At 66.8% G+C, this 19,005-nt stretch carries 1 protein-coding gene (cut by a window edge); it reads left to right on the top strand.

Translation table 11 applies throughout. The annotated features are described in order from the left end of the window. Window positions 1-19,005, top strand: the 5' portion of a protein-coding gene (locus RX333_RS11025) for an LEPR-XLL domain-containing protein (protein WP_316014993.1). It continues 13,002 nt past the right edge of the window; only the first 19,005 of its 32,007 coding nucleotides appear in the window; the start codon lies at window positions 1-3; its stop codon lies off the right edge, out of view.

Below are 19,005 nucleotides of genomic sequence, written 5' to 3' on the forward strand. Positions count from 1 at the left end.
TTGCCCCGCCTCCCCCTCAATCGCGGATTCCGCGCGCGGCTGCGCCACCGGGATCGCGACCGGTTCGAGCGTCTGCGCAAGGCGGCCTGGCGGCTGATGCTCGACCCGATGGAGCAGCGGGTGCTGCTGTCGGCCGATCCGTTCGGGCTGGCAGCCGGAGGAACATACGATCAGGTCGCGGCGACCGGGGCGCTGAGCGCGGGCACGCTCACCGTCACGATCGACGACGAGACGGATGCGGGCAGCGCGATCGGGGTGCGGATCGAGGAGACGGGCAACGCGACCGACGGGTACGTGCAGCGCGTGGTGGTAACGGACAAGACCAATTCGGACGCGGTCATCTATCAGCAGAGTCTGACCGGCGTGACGACGCTAAGCCTGCAGGGCGATGCGGGCGACGATCATTTCGATCTGGAATTCGGCGCACTGACCGATCCCGCGACTTTCGGCATCATCGTCGCGGGCAATGGAGGCGCGAGCGACAGCGTCGAGATCACATCCTTCGCGGACGGGTTCACCGGGTCGATCACCTCGCAGGCGGAGCATTTCCGCGTGCCGGTCGGCGTGGCCGTCGGCTCGGACACGAGCAAGCTCGCCTCGCTCGACGTCGATGCGGTGGCCAGCGCGACCTTCGGCGAAGGATCCTCGACCACCACGGCGTCGAGCTCGATCCTCATCGCGGGTTCGGTGACAGCGTCTGGGACGGTGTCCCTCGACGCGGATGCGACGGCGACGGGGTCGACTTCGGCGCTCGTGGCGGATGTGAGCGGAACGCTCGACGGCGCGGTCAGTGCGACGGTGACGGTGAGCGGCGCGGTCGATGCGGCCGGGGCGGTGAGCGTCACCGCCGATACCGACATGACCATGACGCTGACGACGGCGGCCGTTCCGGCCTATCTCTCGACGGTCGACAGCGTCAGCACCGCGACAGTCGATCTCTCGGGGACGATCAATGCGACCGGCGATCTGACCGTCAGCGCGTCGGACCAGACCGATATCGACGTGGACATCACCACGGCGGCCTATGTCGCGTCGAACAATGCGTACAACACGTCTTCCTATACCGGGAATGTCGACTTCGACGCGGTCTATTCGGATGTCGACGTCACGCGGACGGCATCGATCACGGTGGGCGCATCCTCTGATATCGACGGTGCGAACGTCACCCTGTCGACCGATCTCGGCGGCACGATCTCGACCGAGATCTTCTCGGAGCTGTTCGGCCTGACCGAACACAGTGTCACCGACAACAGCGCCGTCACCATCGGGTCGGGCGCAAACATCGAGGCGACCGGAACGCTCGACATCTCGGCATCGAACGACACCACGCTGAACGCGGAGGGCATCGTCGCCTCCAACACCGTGGGCGGCGACACCAAGGTCGATGTGGATGGCGGCTTTCTGAAGGCGGCGGGCGCGCTCGACCTGTCGGCGACGGATAGCTCGACCGTCACGGTCTGGGCGAAGGATCTCGATATCGGCCTGTCGGGCTGGGATGCGATGTCGCTGCCCTTCGGCCTGGCGCTGAACGAGGTGGACCGCACCGTGTCCGTGACGGTGGATGAGGGCCAGTTGACCTCGACCGGTGCGTCGGTCGCGCTCGCCGCGACCAACAGCATGCAGATCGTGTCGCAGTCCGATGCGCAGCAGGTCAACGTGCCCTATACGCATGAGGCGGAGGACAGCTACGACTACAACGTCGCGGGTACGGCCTCGATCAACGAATTGCTCGGTGGCGTGATCGCGCGCGTGACGGCATCGGACATCTCGGCTGCGACGACGGTGAACGTCGAGGCGACCGCCGACATGCTGATCGACTCCAAGTCTTCGGCGATGGCGGTTACGCTGGGCCAGTCCGGCGCCGCCGCGGCGCTGGCCGTCGCCTATAACAACCTCGGGCGGGACGTCGATTACACCGACTTCAAGCAGGGGATCGACACGATCCTCGGGCTCGGCCTCGACGTGACCTACGAAGGCTTCGAGACCTCGGCGCTGCTGGAGAACACCTCCATCGCCTCCGCCACCGACGTGACGGTGGCCGCGACGGACGAGATGCTGCTGGACGCGACCGTGTCCAATGTCGCGCGTTCGGCGGCGGAGACCGCCATCCGCAAGAGCCAGACCGTCGCCGCGGGCGTCGTGCTCGCCACCAACATGGTCAGCACTCGCACCCGGGCCGAGATCGGGTCGGACAGCACGACGGGGATCGTGGACAGCGTCACGGCGACGGGCACGGTGAAAGTTCATGCCACCGGCGATTCCTCGATCAACTCCAACGTCAAGCTGGTCGCCGATGCGGCCGCCGTCCACGATGGCGGGATCAACGCAGTCGACGAGCTGATCGGAACGCTGGCCGACGCGGATTACCGCACCGACGGAACCGAGGTCGTCACCGGCGGTTTCGCCAACCGGACGGTTGTGGCCGATACGCAGTCGCTCGATTTCGGTGATCGTGTTCAGCTCTACAAGGATTCCGAGGGCACGACCGGCACCGCCACCGGCGACATCGGTTCGATCTACAAGTTCATGGGGGCGGACGGCACGTCGGTCGATCTGACGACCGCCGACTTCACCGACACGACCCTGTGGAAGGAAGCGACCGAAACCAACGTCCTGCCCGAGGGCAACAACGCGACCGAGACGGACGCGGAGGGCCTGGGCGGCATCGTGGTGCGCAACGAGGTCGATGCCTCGGTCGAGGCCCTGGTCGAGAAGGTCTCTGTCAACACGGCGCTGGACATCCAGGCCAACGCGACCGGGTCGCTGACCTCGGTCGGCGATGTCGGCGTGTCGGTGTCGAGCGGCAGCTCCTTCACCGGCAATGGCGACAGCAACGCCAAGGGCGGTGCGCTGGTCTTCAACATCCTGAACGGCGGCGCGTCGGCGACGTTGCGCGATGCGACCGTGACGCCGGGCACCGGCGCGGTCGTCGTCTCGGCGACCAATGCGCAGACGCTCGACGCCACGCTGCATGGCGCCTTCGCGGGCGGCGCGGACACGAAGGCCGCGTTCCTGACCTTCAATACGCTCGGCTTCGAGGCGCAGAACGTGCTGTTCATGGCGCTCGACGCGATCCTGGCCAGCGATATCGGGGCGCAGAGCCCCGCCAACGCGACGGCGCTCGTGACCGGCTCGACCATCACCGGCACGTCCGGCGCGCAGAACATGCTGAGCGTGACCGCGACCAGCGAGGCGACGCTGAGTGCGCGCAACGATATGGACGCGACGACCGCGGCCTCTGCCTTCAACGGGGCCGACGGCGCGTCGGCGGGGGCGCTGCTGACCTCCAACATGCTGTCGGGCGCGGCGCTGGCGCATATCGTAGACAGCACCGTGAGCGGCGGAGCAGTCTCCGTTCTGGCCGACGATTCGGCGATCCTCGATTCCAGCACCTCGATGGTCGTGGCGGCGAGCGCCAAGAACGATCTGGGCGTCGGCGTGGTCAACTCGCTGATCGACCTGGCGATGAAGGATTACGACTTCACCACCAAGAGCGACGGCCAGACGGTCAGCTTCAACGACCGCGTTCTCGATGGCAGCCAGCTTTACGTCTATCTGGGCAATGACGATATTTCGAACGTGGATTGGTCGGCGGTCGATTTCACGGATCTGAACCTGTGGAAGGCGCTTGACGAGGGCAACGTCATCAGCGGCTCGCTGGTGACGGGGCTCGCCAAGTCCTTCGGACTGAAGACGGCTGGCGGGGCGAGCTCGGCCACCTCCTACATGATCACCCGGAACGAGGCACATGGCGGTGCCATCGCGGGTGTCGATCGCAGTGCGATCACATCGGGCGGCAATGTCGGCGTTCGCGCAGAGGAGCGGGCCACGCTGCGCGCGCGCGACACGTCCGGCATCAACGTGCAGACGGACGACAAGACCGTGGGTGGAAAGGAGGCCAAGGGGGCCGTCATTTCGACCAACGCGCTGTTCTCCAAGGCCACCGCCTACATGCGCAACGGCTCGGTCACGACAACCGGCAGCGGTGATGTGAGCGTCGAGGCGCTGAACCTTGTGAGCATGGATGCCTATCTCGACGTGAAATCGGCGGGCAAGGCGGAGGCGACTGCCTACACGATCGCATTCAACACGGTTGGGTACGACAGCGGGAACATCGTGTTCGCGGCGGTCGATGCGTTCCTGGGATCGGACTATTTCATCGAGACCGACCCGGCGGGGGCCGAGGCGTTCATGGACTATGTCGTGGCCACGGTCGCGGGCGATCTGACTGTCGACGCAAGCACGCGCGAGGTCGTGTCCGATCCCTCCGGCACGCTGGCGGCGGCGGTGTCCGGCGACGATCTGGACGACGCGGCATCGGCCAAGCCGGATGACGACGTGGATGCGGCGGGTGATGCGGCCATTCTCGCGGCGCTCAAGGGCGCATTCGACGCGCTGGATGTCGAGAGCGAAGGTGCGCTCGAGGTCGAGATGCTCGCCTCCGGTGCTCAGTGGTACGTGACCGACGAGGCCGGGTCGCGCTGGCAGATCAAGCTGAGCACGGCCGATGGGATGGAACTGGCGAAGGTCAGCCTGCTTGACGCGACGGTCGGAACCTCGGCCAATTCGAAGTCGAAGACCGACCGCGCCGTGCTGAACGCCGCCGTCGTCGCGAACAAGACCGACGAGGACGGCAACAAGGTCAACAAGGACAAGTCCTATACCGAGCTGAAGCACGGGGTGAAGGCGAAAGCGACCGGCGGGATGCTGGCCACGAACCGCGTGGCGAGCGAAACCTCGGCCTGGATTCGCGGTGCTGCGGAAGTGCACGAGGAAGGCGCCACCGTCGACTTGCTGGAGACCGGCGACCGGGTCGTCCACAACGGTCGGGTCTATGCCTGGACCGGCGCGCCGAACGTGATCGACGCTGATGACGGGCTGGGTCTGTTGAGCGTGCCCGACGCGCTGACCACGGGTACCACCGTCCGGCTGATGGGTCTGGTCAACGGCTTCGACATCGGGGCCTATGTCCGTTTCGACGGGACGACCTTCGACAATACCGACGGCAAGACGCTGCAGGAGCTGATCGACGACGCCCCCGATGACTGGACGCTGGTGTCGAGTGCGCCTGCGGTCGATCTTTCCGACAGCGAGCAGTCCTACGCGACCAACGACCTGTGGGTCGATCTGGGTGCGGACGGCCAGCGTGACATCACGGCGGCGAGCCTGAGCGTCACTGCCGAGGACAATGCCAACCTGCGCGCGATCAACACGCTCGAAGTGTCGGCGGAGGCGATCAACAACAACGACGCCCTGACGCAATACGCGAAATACGCATCGCTCGACGAGTATTCCTTCACCACCCATTCGGGCACGCGCGAGGTCAAGGACGGTGATCTGATCCGCGTCGGCACCGTGGACACGACCGGCCTGACCGGAACCGATCTGGAGGCGGCGCTGGCGCTGAACGCGCTGACCGGCAAGGTCTTCCTCTACGAAGCGGCTGAAGAGGACGGGTCGGAGACCATCGACCTCGGCGCGCTGACCGCGGCGATCCTGACGGACACGTCGGAAAATTCCCGCTGGGTGGATGTGGCCGGATCGGTCGATTACCTCGACCTGTTCTCGCCGAACCTCGGCAACATGTCGGATTCCGATTCCACCGCCACCGGCGGCATGATCGTGACCAACCAGGTGACGGGCGGGACGACCGTATCGCTGAACGATGTGGACGTGACCGCGTCGACCGGCGACATCGTGATCGCGGCGCGCGGCAACACCACGCTGCTGGCCAACATCACCAGTGCCGTCACCACCTCGGGCGGCTCGACCTGGGGTTCGGGCACCGTGGTGTCCAAGCAAGGCACCATCGCCACCAACATGCTGCTGGGTGCGACCACGGCGGATGTGAAGAATGCGAGCCTGACCGCCACGGCGGGCAGCATCCGCGTCACCGCCGATCAGGCGAGCGTGATGGATGCGACCGTCCAGACCTCGGGCATGTCGGGCGATACCGACAAGAGCCTGACGCTCGCCTTCAACACGCTGGGCTGGAAGGCGCAGAACGTCCTGTTCAACACGATCGAGGCGATCCTTGGCGACCCGTTCATTTCCGACGACCTGCTCGACGGCAAGATCGAGAGCGGCGCGGCCGTCACGGTCGAGGCGAGCAACCTCGACGCGGGTGCGGCGCTGGATGTGAAGGCGTGGTCCTCCGCGCTGATGAACTCCACGGTCTCGAACAGCTCCACCTCGGAAGCCGGGGCGATCAAGGGCGCGGGCGGATCCTCTACCGGCTACCTGCTGACGATGAACAAGGCGCAGGCCGAGGCGAAGGTTCTGGTCGACAACGCCGATGCCGCGACGGGCGAGAAGCTTAAGGCGGGCACCGACCTGACCATCCGGGCCGAGGACCGCGCGCGCTTCTTCGCGAACACCAAGCTGGTCTCCTCCTCCACGACCACCAACGACGGTGGGGCGGCGGTATTGCAGGAGTCGCTCAACGATATCTTCCCGGTGGATTGGAATGCGACACCCTCCACGGGCACGGTCGCACTAAATTTCCACGACCGGGTCCGCGTCTCCTCCGATCACGCGACCGAGGGCGCGCGCGACAAGATCTATGTCTATCTCGGCGATGACGACGATGGCGCGGATGGCGTCAAGCTGGTCGATCTGAGCACGGCCGACTTCCTCGACGCAGAGCTTTGGCGCGAGACCTTCGAGAGCAGTGTCATCCCGCAAGGCTTCAACGTCACCGAAAGCGACAGCGTCGCCACCGGCTACGCGCTGGTGCTGAACGATCACCGTTCGGGCGCGACGGCGACGGTCCGCGACGCCGTGCTGGAAACGGTGGACGGCGACATCTCCGTCACCGCCGATCTGGCCGCGCAGATGCATGCGACGACCGACAACGCGACGTCGTCCTCCGGCGGTTCGGCCATCGGCGAGGGTACGTCCGAAGCCAAGAGCGGCGTGGGCGCGACCAATGTCATGCTGGGCGCCGCGGAAGCATCGGTGGTGGACTCCGCCTTGACGGCGGGTGACGGCAACGACGACGGTACCGGCGGCAATGTGACCGTGCGCGCGCTCAACGACATGGAGTTGCAGGCGATCACGCAGCTGAATACGGCGAGCGGCGATACCGGTGAGGGCGCTCTCTTCGCCTTCAACACGATGGGGTGGAAGCCCTCCAACATCTTCTTCAACGCGATCGAGACGCTGATCGGCGCGACGCCGATCTCCGAGGCGTTCGATGGTGAGAGCCCGGCGGAAGCCATCGCCTACATGGAGCGCGTCACCGTCGATGCGGATGGCGACATTGCGGTCGATGCGGACAACACGGCGAGCGTGATCGCCAAGACCGGCAACCAGACCACCAGTGCCGCAAGCGCCCTGACCGGCGCGACGGGCAAGGGGATCGGCGTGCTGATCGCGTCGAACAAGATCAGCGCGGGTGCACGTTCCTGGATCGGCGGCGCCGCGGTCGCGCCCGAGGGCTATACCGATATCCTGACGGGCAAGACCGTCATGTCGGTCGAGACCGGCGATTTCGTCATCGCGGGTGACGGCAATGTCTGGAAGCGGACCGGCGCGGATGCCGTCGTCGAGGTTCCCGCGGACGACGAATACGCGACCGTCGGCGGCTGGACGGCGGCGACGCGGGCGGATGTGAACACGCTGGAGGCCGAGGGCAGCATCTCCGTCACCGCGGACGATGCGGCGAGCCTCAGCGTCACCAACGAGCACGAGACGCAGGTCAGCGTGCGCAACGACGGCGGTCTGTCCATCGTGCTGGGCATCATCGACAACGCGCTCGATGAATATGGCTATACCACCGCATCCGGCTCGCGCGAGCTGGCGGCGGGCGACTTGGTGCGCATCGGCGCAACGCGCGCGGGCGTTGCAAATAGCGGTCTGACCGAAGGTGACATGTACCGCTACAAGGGCAATGCCGATCCGGCGGATGCGACCGGCAACACCCGGATCACGGCGCGCCAGCCGGGGATCGAGACCGATCTGGGCACGACCAACTTCTCCGACGAAAAGATGTGGGAAAAGGTCGATGTCTCGCCCGATCAGATCACCGACACGATCGCGGCGGTCGCGGGCGTCGCGGGGCTGGGCAATGTCAGCCCGTCCGACGCCACGGCGGCGGGCGGGTCGATCACCTTCAACGATTTCCGCAGCACAGCCTCGGCTTCGGTCGCCGGCGCGAAGCTCACGGCGACCGCGGGCCATATCACCGTATCGGCCAAGGAGGTCTCGACCTTCACCGCGGCCAATCGCGGCGCGGTGTCGGCGGATGGCGGCTCGGTCGTTCAGGGCGGCTCGACCGTCGGGGCGAATGCCATCATCTCGACCAATGCGATGAACGCGGAGGCTGCCGCAGCGGTGATGCATGCGGATCTGGTCGCAGGCGGTGACGTCTCGATCACGGCGGATAACGACGCGCGGATGCGCGCCGACGTCGACATGACCACGCAGGCGACGGGCGGCAAGTCGGCCATCTCGATCGGCGTGACGGTCGCGTTCAACCAGATCGGCTACGAGTCGAGCCTGATCTTCACCAATTTCGCCGACATGCTGGCGGGCACCTCGATCCTCGGTCTCGACCGGGCGGAGGCTTCCGCGGTGCTGAGCCACGCGACCGTCACGGCGGGCGGCGACCTCGACGTGCTGGCGGATAACGGCACCGATCTCGACGCGACGATCAGCAATGCGGCGATCTCGGTCGCGATCTCGGCCCAGGCGACGAGCGCGATGACGATCGCGCCGATCCTGTCGATGAACCGCGCGGCGGGTGCCGCGACCGCTACGATGTCGGACGTCACCTCGCTGACCACCGGCGGCAGCGCGACCGTCAAAGCGACGGATTCCGCGCTGATCAACGCGACGGTGCTGTCGGCGACGCTCGGCGTCTCCATCTCGGCCGGCGGGTCGAAGGCGATCGGGGTTTCGGGCAGCTTCACCCGCAACCAGATCGACACCAATGTCGAGGCGCGGGCGCTGCGCATCGGCGGGGCGTCCGCTGCGGCGAACGTGACCGGCGACCTCAATGTCGAGGCCGATCGCACGGCGCAGATCAACGCGACCGGTCTCGCCGTGTCCGCCGCGCTGGCGCTGAGTGGCGGTGCGGGCGCGGGCGGCGGTTCGGGCTCGGGTTCGGGATCCGACTCCGGCTCGGGCGGCGACAGCGGATCGACCGGGGGCGATACCGGCAGCACGGGCGGCACCGACAGCGGCACCAGCGCGGGTGGCAGCGTCGCAGACGCGGCAGGCGCCAACGGGGCCGGGTCGACCGGATCGAGCTTCCTGGGCAAGGCGATCACCTGGGTTGCCAAGCTGAAGGTTCCCGGCTCTGACGGGCTGGCCGTTTCGGCGGCGGGTGCGATGGCCGTCAACGTCATCAACGGCAGCTCCGAGGCGATCCTGGAGCAGAGCAACATCGTGCTGGGCGGCGACCTGACGGTCGATGCCTCCAACGCGGCGGCGATCAACGCGACGATGGCGTCGGTCGCGGCGAACGTGAACATCTCGGGCAAGAAAGCGACCGCGGTTGCGGTGGGTGCCGCAGCGGCGGTCAACTATATCGGCTACAACCGCAGCACGCAGACCGGCACCGAATCCATCGCGGCGATTGAGTCGCAGGGCGAGGTCGCATTGAGCCTCGGCGATCTGGTGGTGCGGGAGAGCGCGCTCGACGCCAACGACAATCTGGTCGCGGCGAGGGGATATATCTATCTCGGCAGCGCTTCGACAGTGGACCTCGCCACGACGAATTTCGACAACACCGCGCTCTGGGCGGAGAGCTACAGCTATTCCAACGGTGGCGTGGCTCGGGTCGATGCGGGCGATCTGGTCCGCATTGCGGACGGCGCGCGCCATTCGGGCGCAATCTACGAATATGTCGGTGACGAGTCCCTCGTTGCGGAAAGCGGCGAGCTGATAGACCTCAGCATCGCTGATTACACCAATCCCGACCTTTGGAAGCGGATCGACCTGGTCGCGAGCGGCACGGCAGCGGCCGTCGCCAATATCGACGCGAGCGACATCAGCGCAACCGGCACGGTCAGCGTGACGGCCGACGCGAAGCAGAGCATCACGGCGACGGTCGTCGCAGGCTCCGCCGCCATCGGCGCGGGCAAGGCGGGCATCGCCGTCGGCATCGCGGGTACGGTCGCGGTCAACACGATCTCGGGCGGAGCGTACGCGGGCATCACGGGACAGATCACCTCTGGCATTGACGCGCAGTCCGTGACGGTCATGGCAACCGACAGCTCGATCATCAACTCGGCCACCGCCTCCGCCGCGTTGGCCGCGGCCCTCGGCAAGACGGCGACCGCGATCTCGGTCGGCCTGTCGGCCAGCTTCAACTTCGTGTCCGGCGACACCACGGCGGAGATCGTCAGCGCCGATGTCACCTCGACCGGTACCGGTAGCGAGGATGGCGTCTTCGTCGAGGCGTCGAGTGCTGCGCCCGAGACGTTCACAGCGCTCGCCTCTCCGCTCGTGACGGCGGAGCGTCTGGAGGATGCCACCGAGACCGAGACGAACGAAGCGGGCGACGCGGTCGATGCGACCGACGATGCCGCGGACAAGGAGACCATCGACAAGGTGGTCGAACTGATCAACGACCAGCTCTCGGCACAGGAGCAGGTGCAGGGCAGCTATACCGACGAGACGGTCCGTCTGACGCGCAGCAACGATTCCAACGGCTGGACCCTGGTGGACGAAAGCGGGCGCGCCTTCGCCATCGACCTCGGCCCGGGTGGCGAGATGCAGTTCGCCGTGCGCACGATCAACGCCGTGTCCGCCGCGGCGTCGCTAGCCATCGGAGCCGGGCAGAAGGGGATCGCCGTCGCAGGTGCAGGGGCGATGTCGCTCAACACCGTCATGATGGACGTACGGGCGCGGACGGTGGACGCCATCATCGTGTCGGCGACCGATATCGGCATCGACGCCGAAATGGGCGCAGGGATCAACGCCGCCGTGCTGGCCGCCTCGCTCGCCGCTGGCTTCGGCCAGACGGGCGTGGGCGTCGCGGTCGGCGCGTCGCTCGCCATCAACCTGATCGGCGATGGCGACGACGGCGCGGTCGAGGCCTATGCCGAGGACAGCCGCCTGAGCGCGGCGGGCGCGCTGACCATCGCGGCCGAGAATGCGGCGCAGATCGATGCGCTGGCCTTCGCGGGTGCTGTGGCGATCGCCGCCGGTTCAACCGGCGTGGGGGTCTCGGGCTCCGGCGTCGTGGTGGTCAACGATATCGACATCGAGACCGGCGCCTGGATCAACGGCGACGGCTCCGGCACCAGCCAGGGGATCACGGCCGGCACGCTGTCGGTGACGGCGAAAGGCGAGGGCGAGATCAATGCGCTGGCTGGCGCGGCCTCGGTCGCCTTCGCGGCGGGCTCGACCGGCGTGGCAGTGTCCATCGGCATCACCTCGGTGACCAACACGGTTTCGAACGATGTGACGGCCGAGATCCGCGATGTCGATACCGGTGTCTCGATCACGGCGGGCAATGCGGCGGTCGGCGCGACCAATGCCTCGACCATCAACGCGGCGGGGGCCGCGGCGGCGCTGGCGGCAGGTTTCGGTTCCACCGCGGTCGCGGTCGGCGGCGCGGGTGCGATTATCGTCAACACGGTCGATGGCAGTACGGTCGGGCGCATCAGCAATTCCGACACCACCGTCAGCGCGGGCAAGCTGAGCGTCACGGCGGATGGAGCGGGCACGATCCGCGCGGCGAACATCGCGGCCTCTCTGGCCGTGGGCGCGGGCTCGACCGGGGTGGGTGTGTCGATCGGTGTGGCGCTGGCGCGCAACCTGATCGGGCGGGAGATCGTCACCACCTTCGCAGGCGCGGATTACGATACCGAGGATGACGTGGCTTCGCTGAGCGCGGGCGACACGGTCAAGGTGCTTGGCGGTGTGCGCGGCGGCGACGTCTACGAATATATCGGCGCGGGCTTCACACCCGAGAGCGGGACGCTGAGCCTCGATACGGTCGACTACAGCGATGTCGACAACTGGCGCTTGGCCAATACGCAGCTAACCGGCAATACCGTGGCAGCGGAAATCCTCAATTCCGATGTGACGACCTCGGGCGCTCTGGAGGTTCATGCAGGCTCCACCACCCGTATCGACGCGTTCTCCGCCGCCGCTTCCGCGGCGGTCGGGGCCGGTGCGACAGGCGTGGCCGTGGCCGGTGCTGGCACGGCGACGGCGAACCGGATCGTGTCCGATGTAACTGCGCGGATCGCCGGTTCGGGGGCGGATTCCGTCTCGGCCGGGTCGGTTTCCGTCAAGGCGACCGATGCGAACCGGATCAATGCCTTCTCGGGCGCGGCGGCGGCCACGGCGGCTTTCGGCGGCAGCGCGGGTGTCGGTGTCTCGCTGACCCTGGCGCTCGCCTACAACGATGTCGAGAACGACGTTTATGCCGCGATCACCTCTATGGATCAGGTGACGTCGGCGGGCGACGTCGCAGTACAGGCCGTGACGGGAGATACGGGTGCGGCCTTGAGCCTGAGCGGGATCAGCCGCAGCGATCTCAACGACGCGGTCGCGGTCGATCGCGACGAGAACGATGCAATCGACACGGCGGACGAAGCGGCCGATGCCGCTATTCTGGAAACCTTGCGCACGCGCCTCGCGGCGGCGGGCGAGGTGGCCGAGGGCGACCTGCGCCTCGCGCTCGTCAAGCGCCCGGCGGATGCGGATCAGTCGGACAGCGACGGATCGACCATCGCGACCAGCGATGACGGCAGCTGGGTCTGGCAGCTTCAGGACGCGGCCGGAAATTCGTGGAGCATCACCGAAACGGGCGGCCTCTTCAGCCTTGAGGCGACCACGATCAATGCGGCGGCAGCCTCGGCCAATGTGGCGCTGACGGGCTCGGGCGCGGCGGCGGTGTCGGTTGGCGGGGCAGGGGCCCTGTCGGTCAACGCGGTGCGGACCTCCACCATCGCGGAGATCGCGAATTCCGACACGACCACCACGAACGAAGGTGACGTGATCGTCACCGCGCAGGCGGCGAACCGGATCAACGCGGCGGTCCTTGCCGCCTCCGGCTCTCTCGCCATCGGCGGCGGCGCAGGGGTCGCGGTCGCGGTCGGCGCCTCGGTCGCGCGCAACTCGATCGGTGCGACCCTCGAGGGTGCGCCGGACACGGACGGGCAGGTGATCGCGCGGATCACCGGGTCGGACATCACGGCGTCGGGCGACGTGACGGTCACGGCGACCAGCAGCCAGCGCATCTCCACCGTCGTGTTCGCGGGCTCCGCAACGGCGGCGGGCGGCACGGCGGGTGTCGGTGTTTCTGTCGGCGGCTCGGCAGCCTACAACACGGTCGAGATGAACACACTCGCGCAGATCGCGGGCGGCACCGGCGTCACCGTGTCGGGCGATGCGATCAACGTGAATGCGAACGACACGAGCCGCATTGACGCGGCTGTGGCGGCGGTCGCGCTGTCGATTGGGGCAGGCGGCGTCGGCGTCGGTGTGTCCATCGCGGCGGCGGGAGCGGTCAACGAGATCGACAACGACATCACGGCGGCGCTCGACGCGGATACCGGCACCCTGTCGGTCACGAGCAATACGACGGACGTCACTGTCCGCGCATCGGATTCCAGCAAGATCAACGCGATGACCGCGGCGGCGGCGTTGAGCTTCACCGGCGGCGGCGTCGGTGTGTCCGTATCGGGTGCAGGTGCGATGGCGGTCAACCGGACCGGCAACGCGGTGCGTGCCCGCATCAGCGGCGCCACGGTAACGAGCGCGCGCGACATCCTGGTCGGTGGTACGGGGTCCTCTCAGATCAATTCGGCAGTCCTGACCGCGTCTGCAGCCCTCGCGGGTGGCGGCGTCGGTGTCGGCGTGGCGGTCGGCGGTTCGCTGGCGACCAATGTGATCGGCGGCAGCAACACGGCGGACGGGGTGTTCGCGCAGATCAGCAATTCGACGCTGACCGCCGACCGCAATATCGATGTCACCGCGACGCAAAGCGCGACGATCAACACGATCGTGCAGGCGGTGTCCTTCGCGCTCGGCGCCGGGGGATCGGCGGTGGGTGTCGCAGCTTCGGTCACGACCAGCGTCTCGGTGCTGTCCTACGCGGTCGATGCCAGTGTGGACGGCTCGAATTTGACGGCGGGTGGAACCGTGACCGTGTCGGCAGCCGATACCGGCGAAATGCTGGCAATCATCGGCGCGACCTCGGCCTCGGCCACGATCTCGGCGGCCGGTGCCTCCATCGCGGCGGCGGTCAGCGTGGCGACGGCGACGGTTGACAACCGGGTCACGGCGGATGTGTCGAGCTCGAACGTTGCGGCCTCGGGTCTTGTGATCCGGGCGACGGACAACATGGCAAGCCGCGCGATCTCGGCAGCCTCGGCGCTTGCGGTCGATATCTCGATCGGTGCGGCGGTGTCGGGAGGCGGTGCGAACGCCACCCTGACCTACACCTCGCAGGTGACTGCGAACCTGTCGGGCAGCGCGTCCAACACGATCCGCCTGTCCGACACGCTGGACATCGACGCGGAGAGCCGGGCGGACCTGCTGGCGGAGACGCTGTCGAACTCCACGGCGCTCGGTCTGATCGGGGTCGCGGCCTCGGGCGTGAACGCGACGCTGGTGGCGCGCCCCGTGGTGCGCGCGGGCGTCAGCGGCGTGAATATCGGCGATCGCGAAAGCGATACGGCGACCCTCGCCCCGGATGACATCGAAACGGCAACCCTCGACGCGAATGTCGACGCGATCAGCCGCCTCAGCGCGGTCGGTCGGATCGCTTCGGTTTCGGTCGGCACGGTCGCGGCCCTCGGCGGCGCCTCCGGTATCGTGACCCTCGGCGCGGACGTGGCCTCGACGGTCGGCGGAACGCTGGACCTGCGCGACCTGTCGGTGACGGCGCGCACGGACGGGCTGACCGATGGCGCGCGCACGGCTGAGCTGACGGTCCTCGCCGGTGGCGGCGCGGCATTGCTCAGCGCCCAGGGGGCGGATGCGCGGATCACCACGGCTAATACCGTGCGGGCGGAGCTGACCGGCGGCACGATCACCGCGCAGGACATCTCGGTCCATGCGGAAGGCGACTCGAGCGGGTATGCACAGGGTCTTGCGGCGTCGCTCGCATTCGTCGGCCTCGGCGGTGCGGGGGCCTATGTCGACACGACTGCGGATGTGGACTCGACCGTGGCCGCGGGTACGACGATTTCGGCCCGCGACCTGTCGATCACTGCGGACGGTGTGAACGAGGCACTTGGCGCGGTCGCGGTGGGTGCCGCGGGGGCCTATGCCGCGGCGCTCAACATCGTCGATCTCGACGTGGATGCGGACGTGACGGCGGGTGTCGCCAACGGCTCGTCCGGCACTGCCGCCGATATCGACCTGACCGGTACGTTTACCATCAACGCAGCGCATGAAGCGAAGCCCGACAGCCAAATCCTGACTGTCTCGGGCGGCGCGATCGGCGTGGCCGGTGCGCTGACCGATATCGACGTCGACTCCGACGTGACGGCGCTGGTCGGCACCTATGCCGATATCGACGCGGCGGCGGCGGTTCTGGGTGCGAGCAGCCGCGTGACCAAGAACGCCATCAGCGGCAACAACATGACCGCGCGGACGGGCGGTGTGGCAAGTGCGGCGGGCGCGTTGACCTCGGCGGACCTGAATCTCAATTCGATCGTCCGGTTCGGCGGTCAGTCCGATCTGGACTTGACCGGCAATCTCGACGCGACGGCCTTCAATCAGATCACCTACAAGGAGGTGCTGAACTTCCTGACCGCGGGTGCGGTTTCGGGGGCTGCCGGGTCCAGCGGCGTCGATGCGCGCGACGTCTACGGCCAGATTATCCTCGACGCGGGCGCAAACGTGCGCGCGGGCGGCACGATCTCGATGGAGGTGGACGGCCTCTATGACATCAAGGTCCACACCTCGGCCGAGACCTGGGGTCTCGCGACCGCGGCGGCCGGTGCCTCGACCATCGACCTGACCCCGCATAACGAGATCATCCTGCGCGGCAATGCGACGATGCTGTCGGAAGGCGACATGACGCTGACCACCGGCGTCGGCGCCGATTTCGTGACCACGCAGCACAATCTCGACGTGGCGATGGAGACCTTCGCAGGCTCTCTGGTGCCGCTCGACTTCATCACGGCGCGTGCGACCTATGTGGCCTACAACACAATCGAGGTCGAGGCGAACGCGATCCTCGAAAGCTATGGCGACATCCTGATGAACGCGGACCAGAACGCCGTGTTCGACACCAGCTCGATCGCCAAGGCGACCAGCTGGATTTCCGAGGCGACCGACGCGGTCGACGGGATGCTGGGCGGCTCGATGGCCGATCAGGACGATGGCGAGCTGCTGGTTCGCGCCTATGGCAAGGTCATCAACGACGGCACGATCCGCACGGGGGCCTTCCGTCACAAGACCCTGACCATCGACAACCGGGTGAACGCGGCGGGCACGGGGCTGGAGTACTACTCCTCCGGCACCAAGCTGCTGCTGGGCGATCTCGACGGTGACGGGCGGCGCGACACGGTCGCGGACCGCGCGATGGCGGCCTACGGGACACGTGTATCCAGCGAAGAGGCCGATATCGGCTACACAGCGGGCACGCAGACCATCACGACCTCGGTGCAGACCGAGATCGAGCGGCTGGAGGCGGCGCTGGCGCAATATGCCGACAGCCCCAACCTCGCCGCCAGCTACCAGGGCGCGATCGACGATCTGGAAGCGCGTGCCGTGGCGCAAGGCTTCGCCGAGCGTCAGTCCGACGGCTCGGTCGTTTTCCTGCAACCGCAGCTTCAGGTCATCCAGGTGCACGACGTGACGGCAGCGGCCGGCCAGGTCCGCGTCTTCGGCAACCAGCTTTCGGGTTCGGGCAAGTTCGACACGCCGACCGATGCGTCGATCCTGATCACCAACAATACCGAGGCGAGCGTCCTGCTTGGCAACATCACCATCCCTGAGACGAATGGCGGGCTGGTGTTCAACGGCGTGACCATGACCGATGTGGACACGACCGGGAAGTCGCAGGCGCAGATCACCGCCGAAGTGAACGCGGCGGTCACCGCGGGGATCCGCGGCGTGTCCGACGTCACGATGGATGGGGACGCCATCGCCTTCTCCGTGTCGAGCGAGACCTTCGGAGGCGGCACCGGCGTTCCGACGCTGACCGCGGATGCGCCGCAGGCGGCGCGGGACAGCTTCAACAATTCCGAGGGGCCGCGCGTCTATGTCGTGGTCACGAAGGACGTGCGGGCCATCGCCGCGATCCGCGCGGCGGAACATCCCGATGCCTATGGTGACGCCACCTTGCCTGCGCAGGACGTGCAGATCCTCGGGGATATCGAGAACCGTCGCGGCACCGTGGGCATCTTCAACACCGCCTCCCCGGGCGCCTCGATCACGCAGACGGGCGATGTCTACGCGCTCAAGACCGACATGGCCGCGACTGGTACGGTCAGCATCAACGCGGAATACGCGGCCTATATCGGCGGCGATCCCTACGGTGAAATCGTCGGCCAGACGACGAATGCCGAAGGCATTACCGCGGCCAACGGGTCCAGTGTCGCCAACATCCTGCAGGATGGCTCGCGCGGAAACATCTACGGCGAGCGGGTCAACATCTCGGCGGAATACATCAACGTCGCGGGCACGATCCAGGCGGGCAAGTCCGACTTCGCGGTCACGCTCGGCGCCTCGCAGCGCCAGCAGATCCTGAACGCGCGGGCGACCGTGACCGAGATCCACACGGACAACGATGACTTCCTGTTCCTTTACAACAAGGCGACCGGCGTCCTGACGATGGAGACGCTGGAGCCTGCGGGCGGTCGGATCGAGATGTCGGGCTCGGTCGTCTCGACCGGGTCGGGCAAGCTGGTGGCCTATTCGGGCTACCCGCAAGTCAACGTCGTCAACAACATGGGTCTGTCGGGCATCGACATCCTTGTAAAGGGCATCGATGCGGACACGCGCGGCACGGGCGAGATCCTGATCCACGACAAGACGCGCAACCAGGCAGGTGACGGCGATAGGATCCGCAAGAGCTTCCTTTACAAGAAGGAAGCGGGCGGGAACCTCGCCTATACCGAGTTCGACTCCATCACGAAGGCGGAGACGATCCACAACCTCGGCACGGGCAACACGACCACTTTCGACACCTCGAACGACTTCCGCTACGGCTTCACCATCGGCCAGTCGCAGCAGACCAAGACGGTATCGACCTTCGGCAAGTCGGGCTGGCTGGGGATCGACTTCCTCGCCATCGACCCGGCTGACGCGATCAGCTCGAACACCACGACGCTGAGCTCGGAGCTGGTTCCGAACTCCAACTACTTCTTCAAGCGGACCGGCGACGCCTCGGATTATGCCTACAACAAGCGGGTCTTCGACGATCCCGATCTGGACGTGCCCGCCAAGCTGACCAAGAAATGGACGACCTCCACCTGGTACGGCAAGAAGACCTATTATCAGGAATGGACTGAGCTCTCGGGCATCTACACCCTTCACGAGCATGACGTGAACGCCTCGCGCGATATCGCCATCGAGTTCCTGCACAACGAGGCGGCGAATGTCTGGATCGATGCGGGCAACGCGGATCTGATCGTCGGCGGCATGATCCGAAACACCACCGGCTCCACCATCCTGTCCACGACCGGCACCCTGACCACTCAGGACACCGGATCTGGCAGCGGTCCGACCATCGGCGGCGCGACCATCACGCTGACCGGCTCGGCCGGCGTGGGAACCGATAACATGGCCGTACAGACCGACCTGTCGGACTCGGCAGCGTCGACGCGCCTTGACGTGACCTCGGGTGGCAACATCCGGGTTAACGAGGTGCTCGACGACATGACGGTCGGCTACGTCCGCTCCACCGGCGGCGGCCACGTCCATCTGAGTGCCCAGGGCAATATTCTGGCGGCGAGCGGTGTGGATGCCAGCTCCACCGCGCATGTGACCGGCGGAGCGATCACGCTGGAGACCGAGAACGGCTCTATCGGGACGGCGAGCACGCCTCTCGTCATCGATTCCGGCAACTACACGTCGAGCCTC

Source organism: Roseobacter sp. HKCCA0434 (assembly GCF_032464675.1).
In the GTDB taxonomy this organism is placed as follows: domain Bacteria; phylum Pseudomonadota; class Alphaproteobacteria; order Rhodobacterales; family Rhodobacteraceae; genus Pontivivens.